We start from the raw sequence: 16,385 nt of genomic DNA, 5'->3' as shown, positions 1-16,385 counted from the left end.
TTATAAATGAAAAAGTTCTCTTTTTTTTTTACATTATAGTACAAACATTTTTGCAATATTAAAAAACACCATCAATGCAATACTATCCACCAATGTAGAAATCAAAGGCCCTGCCATAATTGCGGGGTCAAATTTCATTATTTTAGCAAATATAGGCAGCAAACAGCCTACACATTTTGCTACCACAACTACTAAGCACATACTTACAGAAACTGTCAAATCTACCCAAAATGTAGTGCCTCTACTAAACAATGTCAATCTCAGCATATTGATACTGCCTAGCAATATACCACAAATTACACCAACTCTCAATTCTTTCCATATGACACGAAGTATATCTTTTGTTTCTATTTCTCCTACTGCCATACCCCTTATAATAATGGTAGAAGCCTGTGAACCTGCATTTCCTCCTGTTCCTGTCAATGTGGGTATAAAACTAGAAAGCACTACTGCTGCACTCAAAAGTCCCTCATATCCATTTATAATTACTGCTGAAATTGTTCCCGAAAGCATAAGCACACACAGCCACACAATTCTATTTTTTGCTAACTCAAACACACTCGTTTTTAAATATTCTTCATCAGAAGGCAACAACGCTGCCATTTTTTCAAAGTCTTCTGTAGTTTCTTGTTCTATAACATCCACAATATCGTCTACTGTAATAATACCTACCATACGGTTCTCTTTATCTACTACTGGCAATGAAATCCAATTATATTTTTTAAATATATTTGCGATATCTTCTTGGTCATCTAATGTATGCACTGAAACAACATCATCTTCCATTAAATCTTTTATCAAAACATCATCTTCTGCTAATATCAATCTTCTTAAAGGCACTACTCCTAAAAGCACCTTTCTATCATCTAATACATAGCAAGTATATATCGTTTCTTTATCTAATCCTGTTTTTCTCAAATATCGCATTGCTCTATCTACTGTCATGCTCTCTCTCAACTGTACAAATTCTATTGTCATAATACTTCCAGCAGAATTATCTGGATAGTTTAAAAATTGATTGATGAGTTTTCTTGTTGCTGTATCTGTATTACGCAACACCTTATTTACCAAATTAGCAGGTGCTTCTGACAAAAAGTCTACAGTATCATCTAAAAACATTTCATCTACTATATTACGTACTTCATTATCTGTAATAGACTGTACAATATGTTCCTGCATATCTGAGTCCATATAAGAAAATGCTTCTGCTGCTGCATCTTTTGTAAGTAGTCGAAACAAAAATAGCTGCTTTTCTCCAGAAAGTTCTTCAAACAATTCTGCTATATTTGCAGGATTTTCTTCATTTAATTCCTCTTTTAATGTAACATAATCTCCCATTTCCATAAATTCTATCAGTCTTTGCTGATTTTCTTTTAATTCTTCCATAATTATCCCCTACCTTTTACTGTTTTTTGCACAAAAACAAACCTTTGTCACAACGCCAAAGGCATTAGGGTTTTGGAAATGAAATTTTTAATATGATATTTCTGTGACCAAATACCCGACAGTATTGTTTTGTGTGCTTTTGTTATATTTTTGTTGTATTGTACTAACATAGTTACACTTCGGACTACTGCCGCTATCTTCCATATTTAGTCACTCCTTTATTACTTTTTTATATTTAGTATATGCCTTCAAAAAAATTCCGTCAAGTTTTTTTTATTTCCTTATTTTCTCTACAAAATGATTTACTATATTGTCTGTTCTTTTTTTTACTCTTACTGCATAAACTAGCTAAAAACACAGGAGGATACTTATGCAGATACCATATGTTAAATATCTAAAAACTAAAAATCAAGACACATTACTTGTGTATTTTGAAAGAAATACACTATTTTTTAAAATTGGTACACAGTCTGGTTGGTCACACCCTCAAATTATAGCAGACCAAGTCAATCCTTCTTTTGCTCTTAATCAATATCAACAGGAAATTTTTGTACTCTATAGCACTCATTTAGGAGAACTTTACATTATTAGAACAAAAGATTTTATAAAATGGGACAGAAAACAAATTTCTATAGAAAAAAGAGATTTAAGTCAAACAAAATTTTTTATGATACCAGAGCAAAATGCTTTACATCTTTTTTATCATATCCCTACAGAAACAACAAATGTACACGCACTAATTTATACTGTATTTCGTAATGGAAAATGGGAAAAGCCTTGTCAAATTGACCGTTTTTTGCCCTTTGGACAAACACCCTTTTTTACAGGAAAAAGACATCAAAAACATATTTTACTTTACTATCGCACTGCAAAAAACATTATTACTGCCAGAGAAATGCTCCTTTCTCCTTCTACCATAGGCAGTATGTATCCTGTGATACAAACGCCTTACACTTGTTCGGATTTATCTATTATACAAGACAGAGAAAGAATACATTTACTTTACATTATAAAAGGTCTTTTTCGCAGTCAAGTAATTTATCAATACAGACAATCTGCTTCTATCAGTGCCCCTCGCATACTATGGGAAAGCAGTTACTGTGAACAGTGCCTTATATTTCAGCAAAACAACAAATTAAATGCTATATGGATTTCAAACGGTCAGGCTTACTGTTGTCAATCTATTAACAACGGAAACAGTTTTAGTCCTATAGAGCAATACACTGCTAGATTTCCTTATCACTGCATAAAAGGAGAATTTTTAGCAGACGAAAATAGTACTCTTAATGCTTCTGAAGCATTTGGAGATGCTCAAAATGGTTTTCAGTTAGCTATATTTCATTCATCAGCTCCTGCCATAACACTTTTAACAAACGATATTATAGCAGCTTCTCGTACATCATTAGAAAATATTTCTGATTTTACTTCAGAACAAAATACTAAAAGTCATCAGATAGAGGAGCTAACAAAATTACTTGTACATAGAGGGGAAGAAATTGCAAAATTAAATATGCGTTGGAGAGAAAAACACAATCAAACAGAAACAGAAAAACAAAATCTTTCATTACAAGTTGCTTCATTAGAATTAGAAAATCAAGCACTCAAACAACGTATTATAGATTTAGAAGCTTTACAATCACAAATAGAAATACATACTCAAAAAACTACACAACAAAACAGTTCTTTTACAGAACAAGATACTTCACAGCAAAACAGTTCTTTTATGGAACAAGATACTTCACAACAAAACAGTTCTTTTATGGAACAAGATATTTCACAGCAAAACAGTTCTTTTATGGAACAAGATGTTTCACAACAAAACAGTTCTTTTACAGAACAAGATACTTCACAACAAAACAATTTCTTTATGGAACAAGATATTTCACAACAAAACAGTTCTTTTATGGAACAAGATGTTTCACAACAAAACAGTTCTTTTATGGAACAAGATGTTTCACAGCAAAATGCTTCCCCCTTTACTCAAAAACAACAACAATCACTTGAATGACAAAAAATACATAAAAAAACGCCAAGAAAATAAAGTTCTTGGTGTTTTTCTATTGCAGTAAATGCTTTACAAAACACATTACAATATACTATTCATTTTATTCGCAAATGCTTGTATTTTATATTCTTCTATAGTAGAAAAATTTGTTTTTCCATCTAGCTGTATCAATTCTCCTTTTTTATAAGCTTGGTTTTTTGTTGCTATTTTTAACAGTTTTCTTTCCATAGCTGTCATTTTATCATATTGAAAATATCCTCCTATTGATGCAATACAAGCAGCATGATTTACTAAATCTCTTGAAAAACTATTTAGAGCATATCCTTTTATTTGATTATAAATTTCTGTCATACAGCAAAAACAAATGCCAAAATGTCTTTGAAGTAATTCCATATGATATTTTTTACCAAACTTCTTTACGTATTTCGGCACATCTCCTGCATAAATTGCACTAAATAATATTACTTTATGATATTGTGAAAAGTCTATTTGTTTTATTTCTTTTAAATCTACAATATCAATTTCTCCCTCTAACATATCTGCTAAAACAGGGGCATACTGTTTTGTTGCACCATATTTTGAAGCATATCCCAACAATGTTTTCAACTCTACACTCTCCTTTTGTTTTTTAAATAGAAATAGAGAAATCATTTCGATTTCTCACAGTATGTCAAAAAACCTCATTTTGCCGTAAAAAGCAAGGGGTATAGGGAGTGCAACTCCCCATTCTAATCCGCAAGGCGAGCTTTGCCCGCCTGAGGAAAACAGCGAGTTTCAAGGCTTTTAAGCCTATGAAACAAGCTGTTTAGACTTCTATTTAAACAAGTCGAAAACCTGTTTTCGACTTAGCGTGTCGACTTTATCGACACGCTGAGAGAAATTATTTCGATTTCTCATTTTTCCTGTTCAATCAAATTTTCAGTTATTTCTGCAATATCTGCAATGACTTCTACACAATCTTGTCTTTGTGCAGAAATAGCACAACAATTTAATGTTTCATATTTATCATGAAAAAGCACAAACAACTGCATACGCAATAATTTTGCTTTTTCTTCTGAAAACAAAAGCCCAAACAACAGCACTGCTCCTACCAAAGCACAACAAATACTACCCACACCAAAGCCACTACTTACTGCACAACAACCTTGTTCTACTTCTTCTGGCAATGTTACACCATATTTTTCTGCTCCTGCTTTTAATATCACAAAAGAACAATTATACCCTTTTTCGTGATAATACAATGCCTTTTCTTTCATAAAAATTCCCTCCTGTATTTGTCCTTTATTTATCATATGGACAAATACCACTAGAGGTTACATTTTTTATTTTTCTGTTGTTACTTTTGCTGCTACAGGGCGTATTTTCTTTTTATCCCATGTGCTTTCTTTGCTACGTATCCACAAAAATGCCAATGCTGTAAAAATCAGTCCCACACCAAACGACAGCACTTCTCTATTTATAGCAATATATGGATACAACACATAATATCCCAGCACAATGCCTATTACAAGTGCTATCAAAGGAATACCATACATTATAAGCACTGCCTTCATAAAGCTATTATTACGCAATTCCATAATCACCCAATCCCCTATTTTAGCATTACATTCATTATCTGCTTCTATTATCATCTCTTCTTTTTTCATTCCAGCAAGACAAGCTCGACACTGTCCACAAGCTTCTGTTCTTGTCATCTGTATTACAGCTAAATTCCCTTTTGTATTGATTACTAAACCCTTTTCTTCCATTTTTTCGCCTTCCTACCTTTCTATCAAAAAAGCAATTTACATTGTATACTATTTTAACATAAATCCTAGTAAAAAAAAAGGATTTTATCTATATAAAAAGGCAAGTATCACAGCAAATACTGTCAACGCTTCTAACCATATTTTGTATATTGTTTTTTTTCTTTTTTTTATATTACTAGAAGTATACCACACCATTGCTAAACACAATAACAGCAATATACAAATATTTTCTTTAAAAAAAGGCAAATATACCGTTAAACCAAATATGCCAAAAGAAATACCAAAACACCCCCCTGTGACATAACTTTCCCAATCTGTTTTGGCATACTGATACAATAAAAAACACCCTCCCAGCAATACAAGCACTGTTCCAAAAATATGTTTATTAATAAAAGGCAATGTGGTATGTACTCCCCAATAGAAAAGCAGCACAAAACAACACCAAAATGCCCACCATTTCCTTTTTTTATAAAAAAGCAAAAACAATGCTCCTTCTAATATTACTATGGCAATCATATCTTTTTGTATATATTTCATGTAATGTAATATTACAAAACAAATTAAAAAAAGCAGTATAGCACATATTAAAAAATATTTATTTGTTCTTTTTATCATATTTCTCCCCGCTTTTATTACTCTATTTCAGAAATTTTATTCTTTTTCCATTTATAAAGTCTTATCATAAATATTTTTATTAACGCTCCAAATGGTACTGCTACTATCATACCTAATATGCCAAAAAGTCCCCCAAATATTGCCAAAGAAATAATTACAAATGCTGGGTGCATTTCTACACTTTTTCCTACTACCTTTGGTACTATCAATATACTATCTACTTGTTGAAGTACCAGCACTATTATCACTGCATACAATGCTCTAATAGGTTCGCCACTTAAAAGTCCCATAGCTACAGAAAGCAAAAAAGCAATTACTGCCCCTACATATGGTATCAAATTAGAAAATCCTGATATAATGCCTATCATAACAGCATAAGGTATTTTTGCTATAAAAAAACTAACACTTATCAACACTGCCATAATAAAAGCATCTGTTACTTGCCCTGTAATATAATTGGAAAATGTACTTGTTACTAAACGACAAAACTCTTTTATAGCATTTGCTGCTCTTTTATGAAAAAACACATCTACTATGTTTTTACAATAATACAATATTTTATTTTTTTCTACCAATATATAAAATGCGATTGTCAGACCTAGCACAATATTAATTGCCCAGCCTCCTGCTTTTGAAATAGAATTTGCTACACTCATAATACTTGCCTGAAGCAATTCTGATATATTTGTTGTCCAGCCTGCTAATATACCCTCTACATTTTGAAACATACCATATTCTGCTAATTTCACACTTATCAATACAAATACATCACTAAAATCTTGTATATACGCATTTATTTTATCTGCTAATGCTGTAATATCTGTTGTACCTATTTTTATTACAATATACTGCACAATAGCATAAAACAGCAACAGCCAAAGCACATAAACTGTTGCTGTTCCTTTTTTTCTTGTGGGAAATGTTTGCTCTTTTTTATTTGGAATATACTTTTCCCATTTTTTTTGAAAAAAGTTTACTGCAGGGTTCATCAAAAAAGAAAACAACAGTGCTATAATAACTGGTGCAAATACTGAAATTGTTTTTGCTGTTACAGAAAATAAAAATAGCTTTATATTTCCTATATTTCCTATAACATATGCTAGCAAATAAATCAGCAATACTGTAAATATAACATGAAATGATATTTTTAAATATTGTTTATCCCAAGGTAATTTCATACATTTTCCCTTTCTTATTTACATTTTATAGCCTATTACAGCTAACAAAAATTCCCATACTCTTTTAACAGAAGCAATATCTACTTCTTCATCTGGAGAATGTGCTCCACTAATATTAGGGCCAAATGAAATCATATCAATTTCTTCTCCCATTCTTTTACTAAATATACCACATTCTAATCCTGCATGAATTGCTTTGATTTCTGCTTGTTTTCCATACATTGTATAATATATTTGTTTACATATTTTTTCTATATCAGAGTTTCTTTTAATAGGCCATTCTGGATATTCTCCTTTTACATTGATTTCTGCTTCTGTTAATTTCGCAATCATTTTTATTTTTTGAAGTATCAATTCTTTTCTACTTTCTACAGAACTCCTTATTGCATTACAAAATACAACACATTCTTTTTCTGTTTTTACTGTACCAATATTACTAGAGCTTTCTACCAAATTATTATGGTACAAATCCATTGTTTCTACACCATAAGGCAACAAAACCAATATTGCAATTATCTTTTCCGTTGTCTGTTTTGAAAAGCACTGTCCAACATTTTCCTTCATAGGCAACAATGAAAATACAATATTATCTTCTATTTCTTTATATTCTTTTACACAAATTTCATTGAAATAGTTTATATTTTCTTTTATCTGTTGCACTTGTTCCTCTTTTAGCAAAAGCACTGCTTCTGCTTCTCTTGTGATAGCGTTATCTTTTTCTCCTCCCATAACACTAGCTACACTAATATCATATACGTTAAAAATTTCAAAAAGTATTCTTCCAATTAGTTTATTTGCATTTGCTCTTTGCAAATGTATATCTGAACCAGAGTGTCCTCCCTTTAATCCTGTAATTTTTAACAAATATGGTACGCTATTTTGTAGAGTATCCTCCCATATAACAGGCAGCAAAACATCTGTTTTATTTCCTCCACAGCAGCCTATCACAAACTCTCCTTCTTCTTCTGAGTCCAAATTAATAAATACCTTTCCCTCTAATTTACTGACATCAAATACTTTTGCACCGCCCATACCAATTTCTTCTTCTGTTGTAAAAACAGCCTCCAATGCAGGGTGGTCAATATATTGTGCATCTAACACTGCCAACATATAAGCTACTCCAATGCCATTATCAGCTCCTAATGTCGTGTCTTTTGCTTTTATCTTTCCCTGCTCTATACTGAGTTTTAAGCCATCTGTTTCAAAATCATGTGAAACATTTCCATTTTTTTCACACACCATATCAATATGAGATTGTAATATTATTGTTGGTTGTGTTTCATATCCCTTTGTTGCCGCCTTTTTCACAAGCACATTATTTGCCTTATCTTGTTTACAATAAAGTCCCCTCTTTTCTGCAAAATGTACAATATAATCACTGATTTTTTTTTCATTTTTACTTCCATGAGGAATATTACATATCTCCTCAAAAAATTGAAATACTGATTTTGGTTCTAACTGTTCTAACAATATTTTCACCTTCCTACTTTTTTTAGTATAACCTTTTCCATTTTATCACATACCTATCTATTTTACTGCAATTTTTTTACAAAAAAATACTATCTATTACATCAAATCTTTTTTTGTTACTGCTATAGAAGGATAATGCTCTAATGTTGCTAAATCTGTATCTAATGGAACACAATACAACATATAAATACTTTCTGTATCATTTTTTATATATTCTTGCAATTTTTGTTTTGATATATCAGCATCGTAACTAATAAATACTACAGACACTACACCTACCTTTTCATTTTCCATACTTTCTATACTTCCCTTACATATTAAATTTATCAAAATATATTCTCCTTTTATCACAATGAAATTATTTTATTATTATATTACAAAAACCTCTATGGATTTTTCCATAGAGGTTTTTTGAAGTCTGTGAACGCTGTACTTCCTTTTTGAATAATAAATTATACTAATCCTTGAGCCATCATAGCAGCTGCAACTTTTTTGAAGCCTGCAATGTTAGCACCTGCAACTAAGTCATAGCCTAAGCCATATTCTTCAGCTGCTTCTGCAGATACTTTGTGGATATTTTTCATAATGCCTTTTAATTTTTCGTCAACTTCTTCAGCTTCCCAGCTATATCTCATAGAGTTTTGGCACATTTCAAGTGCAGAAACTGCAACACCACCAGCATTAACTGCTTTAGAAGGTGCAACAATTACGCCAGGTTGATTTTGTGCATATTCAAGAGCTTCATTTGTTGTAGGCATATTAGCAACTTCAATATAGTATTTTGTACCATTACCAAGGATTTTTTTGATTTCTTCCATAGTAATTTCGTTTTGTGTTGCACAAGGCATAGCAATGTCAACTTTTTCGCCCCAAGGTTTTGTTTTTGCAACAAATTTGCAGCCAAATTTATCAGCATAATCTTGTGCTCTATCACGTCCAGAAGTTCTCATTTCTACCAAATAATCAATTTTTTCTTTTGTTACAACACCATCTGGGTCATAAACATATCCGTCTGGGCCAGAAATTGTAACAACTTTACCACCCAATTCAGCAACTTTTTGGCAAACACCCCAAGCAACGTTACCAAATCCAGAAACAGCAACTGTTTTGCCTTCGAATGTATCGCCTTCATGTTTTAATACTTCATTTACATAGTATGTTGCACCAAATCCTGTAGCTTCTGGTCTGATTAAAGAACCACCAAATTCGAAGTTTTTACCTGTTAACACACCATTTTCCCAGCAGCCTTTAATTCTTTTGTATTGTCCATACAAATAACCAATTTCTCTACCGCCAACACCAATATCACCAGCAGGAACGTCTACATCTGGTCCAATATGTCTATAAAGTTCTGTCATGAATGCTTGGCAAAATCTCATGATTTCTGCATCGCTCTTTCCACGTGGGTCAAAGTCAGAACCACCTTTACCACCACCGATAGGTAAACCTGTTAAGCTGTTTTTGAAAATTTGTTCAAATCCAAGGAATTTTATAATACCTATGTATACAGATGGGTGGAAACGAAGACCACCTTTGTAAGGTCCTATTGCACTACTAAATTGTACTCTAAATCCACGGTTTACATTTACTTTACCTGCATCATCTACCCATGTTACTCTGAAGGAAACTGCTCTTTCTGGTTCAACTAATCTTTCTAACAAACCACTTTTTTCATATTCTGGGTGTTTGTCAATTACTTGTTCCAAAGATTTAAAAACTTCTTCTACTGTCTGAATAAATTCAGGCTCTCCATTATTTCTTACTTTTACTTGTTCAATAACTCTTTCCATATAAGCGTTCATGTAATATCTGACCTCCTAAGTCTAAATGAATGTTAAAAAATTTGGGGTTAATTGTTTTAACGAACTACCTATAGCATAAAAATAGGCTTCCTGTTTTTACAGGCATAAACTCGGACTGTTCTTTTATCCTACTTTTTTCCAAAAAGGAAGGGGGTTTTGTCGTTCCTTCAGGCAAATGATGAACAGAAAATACAATAGCTAATTACTACATTGTTGTGCATAGCATACGATTTCCTGTTTTCTGTTTTTTATTATATCACATATTTTAGGAAAGTGCATTATTTTTTTGCAGATTTTCATTTATTTTTGTACAATAATTCAAGCTATTTTTTATACAAAATGACGTTTTATATTTTTTTTGTTTGTATTTTTTATTTTTTACACTTTTCTTTTTTTAAATAGTATATTTAATTTCCATTATTTTACATATTAGTGCTTATTTGTGCCTAAAAAAGAAAAAAAAGAGGAAACTTCTTTCCTCTCTTTGTATGTATTGCTTATACAATTGTAACAGCAATATCTTGTCATACAAGTTTAGTATTGTATTATTTTATTCAAATACCTTTTTAGAAGCCAATTCTGCACCTCTTTTGCCTTCTGTCAAAAATTCAATATACTGTCCTGTACCAATTGCTACACAAGAAACGGAGTCCTCTGCTACTATAGTGTTAATTCCTGTTGTACTTGTAATAAGCTTGTCCAATCCATACAAAAGACTTCCTCCTCCTGTCATTACAATTCCTCTATCTGCAATATCAGAAGCTAACTCTGGAGGCGTTTTTTCTAAAACAGTATGCACAGACTCACAAATTGCTGTTACAGACTCTTTTAGAGCATCGTGCATTTCATCTGATGTTACTGTAATATTTTTTGGTAGTCCTGTAATTAAATTCCTTCCTCTTACGTCAAGACTTACTGGCACACTTCTTTCATATGCTGTACCAATTTTAATTTTTAAATCTTCTGCTGTTCTTTCTCCTATAAGCACATTATGTTTTTTTCTCATATACTTTATAATGGCATCATCAAAATTATCTCCTGCTATTTTTAATGATTTACTAATCACAGTGCCTCCCAATGATATTACAGCAATATCTGTCGTTCCTCCTCCAATATCTACCACCATACTACCATGTGCTTTTGAAATATCTATTCCTGAACCTATTGCAGCAGCAATAGGTTCTTCAATAATATGCACTCGTCTTGCTCCTGCTTGTCTTGTAGCATCTTCTACTGCTCTCTTTTCTACTTCTGTCACACTACTTGGCACACACACTGCAATAGTTGGTTTTACAAAAGAACGTTTTCCTATCGCCTTTTGTATAAAATATTTTAGCATTTTTTCTGTAATTTCATAGTTCGATATTACACCCTCTCTTAAAGGGCGTATTGCAACAATATTTCCCGGTGTTCTACCTAGCATACGCCTTGCTTCTTCTCCTACAGATAATATTGTATTGGTATCTCTATCAATTGCCACAACTGAAGGTTCTCTAATGACAATACCTTGTCCCTTAATATACACAAGAACAGTAGCTGTTCCTAAATCAATTCCTATATTTTCACCAAACCCCATAAAATTTAGCACGGTCATTCTCCTTTTAATATTCTCTTTTTTTCCTTTCTTTTATTATTATAACCAATGCACTAACAGAATGAAAGTAATTTCTGATTTTTTCTTTTTCTTTTTATTGACAAATTCAGATAGTACTATACTAAAAATAATAATATATTTATCAAATTTATATCATAATAATCAATTTGTTTATTCAGCACAAACACCAAAAATATTATATATATTGACATAGTCATTATATTATAATATTTAGTATACTTTTTATATTAGAAATCAAAATTATCTATTCAAAATATCATTTTACTAATGAAAAAACAAAAAGTAATTTCACAAATTAGGAAATTACTTTTTATATTTCTATTATTTTATTTGTTGCTTTACAACATCAAGTGCTTTTTGAAGTTGTGTATCTTGTTCTTCTGGTACTGTATTAACATACAAATATTGCTCTGGAAGCTCTATTTCATAATCTGGTGTAATACCTGTTCCCTGTATACATACTCCTTTTGGTGTATAATATTTTTGTATTGTAATTTTAAGTGCAGAGCCATCTTTCAAAAAATACAGTCCTTGCACAAGACCCTTTCCAAATGTCTGTGTACCTACCAATTTTCCTACTCCCATATCTTGCACTGCTCCTGCCAATATTTCAGAAGAACTTGCACTATATTCATTTACAAGTAACACCAATGGTACCTCAATACAATTTGCATCTGAAACAGTATCTTCTCTATTACCCTGTTTATCCACTGTATACACAAGTGTACCTTCAGGCACTAATTCATCTGCAATTTCAGAAACTACATTAACAAGGCCACCTAAATTATTCCTTAAATCAATTACAAGCCCTTTTATATTTTGTTTTTTCATATCCTTATATACTTTCATAAATTGGTCATATGTTTTTTCTTTAAAACTTGTAATTTTAATATAGCCAATATTATTCTCAAACATTTTACTTTTTACTGTAATTGTTTCAATTTCTGCTCTCACTAATGACATTTCTAATGTTTCTGATGTACTTTGTCTAAATACGGTAACATTTACTGTAGTCCCTTTTTCTCCTTTGATTTTATTTTGTATTTCCTGTGTATCCATAGGAGATACACTTTCTCCTTCTATTTTTACAATTTTATCATTTGGCCTCATTCCCGCTTTTTCAGCAGGAGAACCCTCCATAACAGTTGCTACAAGTACATTACCATCTGAAATATCTTTAGTATACTCAATACCAATTCCTACAAATTCTCCTTTTGTATCATCTATAAAATTTTGCAAATCATCTGCTGGTATATAAGAAGTATACGGGTCACCCAATCCTGTTACCAATCCTGTATACATCATTTCTTCCATATCTTTTTTATTATAGTCCTCTACATAATGCTTATCTATATATTTTTGAATGGTTTTTATTTTTGTTTCTGTTGACATATTTGAGCTAAATATTCCCTGTACTACAGAAAGGCTTTTTCCCCCTGTTACAAGCAACACAACAGCCAATGCACCAGATAAAAACCCCTTCGCAAAGTCTTTTTTCTCCACACAGTTCGCCTCACTTTTATACTTCATTTACTCCCTTTTGTATATTATGGTCAAACACAGTATATTATGCTATAAATATTTACAAAAAAGAAATGATATACCCTTATTTTTATACACCAAGATAAGGTGCTGGGCTAGTATGTTTGCCATTTTTTCTTACTTCAAAATGGCAATGAGGTCCTGTAGAATTTCCTGTGCTACCACATTTTGCTATAGCTTGCCCTTTTGAAACTTGGTCACCTACAGAAACTAATAATTTAGAATTATGACCATACAATGTAACAAGTCCTCCACCATGATTTATCATTACAGTATATCCAAATCCATTTACATAGCCTGCTGTGATAACAGTACCACCCGCTGCTGCAACGATATTTGTACCTGTAGGTCCTGGTATATCATATCCTGTATGGAACTCTCTACCACTTCCAATAGGTCTATTTCTATAGCCATATCCGCTACTTATGTAAGAACGTCCAGGCACTGGCCATGCAAACTGCCCTCCTGTATATGTTACATTACCCATAGCTGCACCGCCTCCAGAGCTACTACTAGCACTTGCATTGCTTCTGCTGCTTTGTTGTGCAGCAGCTGCAGCGGCAGCTGCTTTTCTTTTGGCTTCTTCTGCTGCTTTTTTATTTGCTTCATTTATCAATCTTTCTACTTCTGCACTTGCTTGTTCCCAAGATTTTAATTCTTCTTCATATTTTTGAGCGTCCTGGCGATACTGTTCTGACACTTTTTGTTTTTCTGCTAATTTCTGTTCCAATTCATCGCTTTTTTGTTTTTGCTGTGCTACCAAAACAGAAATTTCATCACGTTCTATTGTAATCTCTTTTTCTTTTGCCTCTATAATACTCTGATTTCTTTTTAATTCTTCTAATGTATTTTTATCATAATCCATAATTTGATGGATATATTCTGCTCTACTAATCATATCTGTAATACTATCTGCCTGCATAATTGCTTTTAAATATCCTACAGAACCATTTTCATGTATAAATTTTACTCTTTCTCGAAATGTTGCCATTTGACTTTCTTTTTTCTGTGTTGCTTCTTCTAAATCTTTTTGTGCTTGTTCTAAATTTTTTTGTGTTTGTTCCAGTTGTGTATTTACTCTTTCTAATTCTTCTCTTGCTGCTGTTGCACTTTTATCTAATTGTGAAATTTCTTCTGTAATTGTTTTTTGTTTTTGTTGTGTTTGTTGCAAGGCGTCCTGTGCATTTTTTTTATTTTGTTGATATTGATTTTTTTCTTGTTGAAGCTGATTGATTGTCTTTGCTCCAAGCACATGATATTGTGGCTGTAAAAGACAAACAACAAGCATACAACTCATAATACCTTTTATTCTTTTTTTCATAAAAACGCCATCCTTTTATACTGTTATACCTTTAAATGTTTTCTTATTGATGTAACACTTCCTATTACGCCTAGCAATATACCAAATATTAATGAAAATGGTAATAATATAGAAAAAATTTCACTACTTTCTCGAAATGTTACCATATTTTTAATAACTGGGAAAAAGTCATATATCATACTAATGGACTTCGCATAGGCTGGCCATGCAATTAGCATAGGTATTAATGCACCTAACAATCCTATTAGTACTCCTTCAATGATAAATGGCCAACGTATAAACCAATCTGTTGCCCCTACATACTTCATAATGTTAATTTCTGTTTTTCTTGTGAATACTGAAATTTTAATTGTATTCACTATAATCACTACTGATATAGTAACTAATATAGCAATCACTACAATGCCAATTACTGTAATAATGGTATTGATTTTAATTAGCACTTCTGTTTCAGAATGAGCATCTTTAATATTTTCTAAATCGCCCCTCTGTTTGATTTCATTTAAATTTTGAAGAACAATTTCCTGATTTTTAATGTCATCAATAGAAATATTAAAAGAATTAGAAAGAGGGTTATTTTCTCCTTCTAAACCTGCTAATATATCATCAGCATCTAATTCTTTTTTTAAATCTTCTAATGCTGCATCGGGTGAAACATATTCTACTTCTGCAACATGTTCTATACCTTCAATTTCTTTTTTTACATTCTCTACTTGTTCTGCTGTAGCATTACTTGGCATAAATGCTGCAATACCAATATCATCTTCTAACTGTGTCAGCATATACTGCAAATTATTTACCATACAATACGAAAAAGACATGATTAATATACAAGCTGCTACAGTCGCCATTGACGCAACTGTCATTAGTCTGTTTTTTAATAAACCTGTAAAACTTTCTTTAAAGTAATATTTAATTGAACTCGGTTTCATCTCCATAACCACCTTTTTGAATATCTCTTATGACTTGCCCTCGTCTTAATGTTACAACCCTTTTCTGCATCATGTCCACAATATCTTTTGCATGAGTTGCCATAACAACGGTTGTTCCTCTTCTATTGATGTCTTCCAGCAAATCCATAATGTCCCATGCTGTACTTGGGTCTAAATTTCCTGTTGGTTCGTCACAGATTAATATAGGTGGATTATTTACAATCGCTCTTGCCAATGCTGTTCTTTGCTGTTCTCCTCCAGAAAGCTGATTAGGGTAGCTTCTTGATTTCTTTGCTAACCCTACAAGAGAAAGTACTGCTGGTACATTACGCCTAATTTGTTTAGAAGGTGCTTCTATAACCTGCATAGCGAATGCTACATTCTCATACACTGTCTTATTAGGCAGCAAGCGGAAGTCTTGAAACACTACTCCCAAACTTCTTCTTAAATAAGGCACTTTTTCTCTTGGTAAATCATTTGTTACAACATTATTAATTGTAATTTTTCCTTCTGTTGGGTCTAATTCCTTCAAAAGTAACTTTATTAGTGTAGATTTGCCAGAACCACTAGAACCAACAAAAAATACAAACTCACCTTTTTCGATGTGTATTGAAATATCTCTTACACCTGCCGAACCATTTGGATATACTTTTGATACGTGTTCTATATTGATCAAAAAAATCTTCCTCTCTTGTTTCTTAGGCAAAAACAAACTATAAATGTTAAACCAAACTGCTTTTATATTACTTTATACACCAGCTTGTCCTTTGA

At 32.0% G+C, this 16,385-nt stretch carries 15 protein-coding genes; 1 reads left to right on the top strand and 14 read right to left on the bottom strand.

Annotated elements, in window-relative coordinates:
• Positions 1-33 precede the first annotated feature (33 nt).
• Entirely contained in the window at positions 34-1,386 is a 1,353-nt protein-coding gene (mgtE, locus tag C820_RS05650; protein WP_004037366.1) for a magnesium transporter, read from the bottom strand.
• Positions 1,387-1,756: 370 nt separating this feature from the next.
• Between mgtE and C820_RS05645 the strand changes: the two genes are divergently transcribed.
• The gene (locus tag C820_RS05645; RefSeq protein ID WP_162213082.1) at positions 1,757-3,394 is read left to right on the top strand and encodes a hypothetical protein; all 1,638 of its coding nucleotides are present in this window, start codon (positions 1,757-1,759) and stop codon (positions 3,392-3,394) included.
• A 78-nt stretch (positions 3,395-3,472) separates the two neighbouring features.
• On the opposite strand, the gene C820_RS05640 is transcribed toward C820_RS05645, so the two are convergent.
• From C820_RS05640 to ftsE, 13 genes are all read right to left on the bottom strand, one after another.
• On the bottom strand, positions 3,473-3,997 hold the full coding sequence (locus C820_RS05640) for a flavodoxin domain-containing protein (protein WP_004037371.1): 525 nt from the start codon (positions 3,995-3,997) through the stop codon (positions 3,473-3,475).
• A 287-nt stretch (positions 3,998-4,284) separates the two neighbouring features.
• A complete protein-coding gene (locus tag C820_RS05635) occupies positions 4,285-4,647 on the bottom strand; it encodes a C-GCAxxG-C-C family (seleno)protein (RefSeq protein ID WP_004037373.1) in 363 nt (120 codons plus the stop codon).
• Between the two features lie 66 nt (positions 4,648-4,713).
• On the bottom strand, positions 4,714-5,139 hold the full coding sequence (locus C820_RS05630) for a SoxR reducing system RseC family protein (RefSeq protein WP_004037376.1): 426 nt from the start codon (positions 5,137-5,139) through the stop codon (positions 4,714-4,716).
• 84 nt (positions 5,140-5,223) lie between these two features.
• Positions 5,224-5,754 (bottom strand): hypothetical protein, encoded by a 531-nt coding sequence (locus C820_RS05625; RefSeq protein ID WP_004037378.1) that lies wholly within the window; start codon positions 5,752-5,754, stop codon positions 5,224-5,226.
• Positions 5,755-5,771: 17 nt separating this feature from the next.
• Entirely contained in the window at positions 5,772-6,932 is a 1,161-nt protein-coding gene (locus C820_RS05620; RefSeq protein ID WP_004037380.1) for an AI-2E family transporter, read from the bottom strand.
• 18 nt (positions 6,933-6,950) lie between these two features.
• On the bottom strand, positions 6,951-8,402 hold the full coding sequence (locus tag C820_RS05615) for an aminoacyl-histidine dipeptidase (protein ID WP_004037382.1): 1,452 nt from the start codon (positions 8,400-8,402) through the stop codon (positions 6,951-6,953).
• A 96-nt stretch (positions 8,403-8,498) separates the two neighbouring features.
• Positions 8,499-8,732 (bottom strand): hypothetical protein, encoded by a 234-nt coding sequence (locus C820_RS05610; protein ID WP_004037384.1) that lies wholly within the window; start codon positions 8,730-8,732, stop codon positions 8,499-8,501.
• Between the two features lie 122 nt (positions 8,733-8,854).
• A complete protein-coding gene (gene gdhA, locus C820_RS05605; protein WP_004037385.1) occupies positions 8,855-10,204 on the bottom strand; it encodes an NADP-specific glutamate dehydrogenase in 1,350 nt (449 codons plus the stop codon).
• Positions 10,205-10,754: 550 nt separating this feature from the next.
• Positions 10,755-11,780, bottom strand: a complete 1,026-nt coding sequence (mreB, locus tag C820_RS05600) for a rod shape-determining protein MreB (protein ID WP_035296835.1) — start codon at positions 11,778-11,780, stop codon at positions 10,755-10,757.
• 360 nt (positions 11,781-12,140) lie between these two features.
• Entirely contained in the window at positions 12,141-13,322 is a 1,182-nt protein-coding gene (locus C820_RS05595) for a S41 family peptidase (RefSeq protein ID WP_004037387.1), read from the bottom strand.
• Positions 13,323-13,431: 109 nt separating this feature from the next.
• A complete protein-coding gene (locus C820_RS05590; RefSeq protein WP_004037388.1) occupies positions 13,432-14,682 on the bottom strand; it encodes a murein hydrolase activator EnvC family protein in 1,251 nt (416 codons plus the stop codon).
• A 23-nt stretch (positions 14,683-14,705) separates the two neighbouring features.
• The gene (gene ftsX, locus C820_RS05585) at positions 14,706-15,614 is read right to left on the bottom strand and encodes a permease-like cell division protein FtsX (protein ID WP_004037389.1); all 909 of its coding nucleotides are present in this window, start codon (positions 15,612-15,614) and stop codon (positions 14,706-14,708) included.
• On the bottom strand, positions 15,595-16,290 hold the full coding sequence (gene ftsE / locus C820_RS05580) for a cell division ATP-binding protein FtsE (RefSeq protein WP_004037390.1): 696 nt from the start codon (positions 16,288-16,290) through the stop codon (positions 15,595-15,597). Before ftsE ends, ftsX begins: the two co-directional genes overlap by 20 nt.
• Positions 16,291-16,385: the final 95 nt, after the last annotated feature.

Source organism: Clostridium sp. MD294 (assembly GCF_000364165.2).
In the GTDB taxonomy this organism is placed as follows: domain Bacteria; phylum Bacillota; class Clostridia; order Lachnospirales; family Anaerotignaceae; genus Coprocola.
This window is presented reverse-complemented; position numbering and strand designations above follow the sequence as displayed.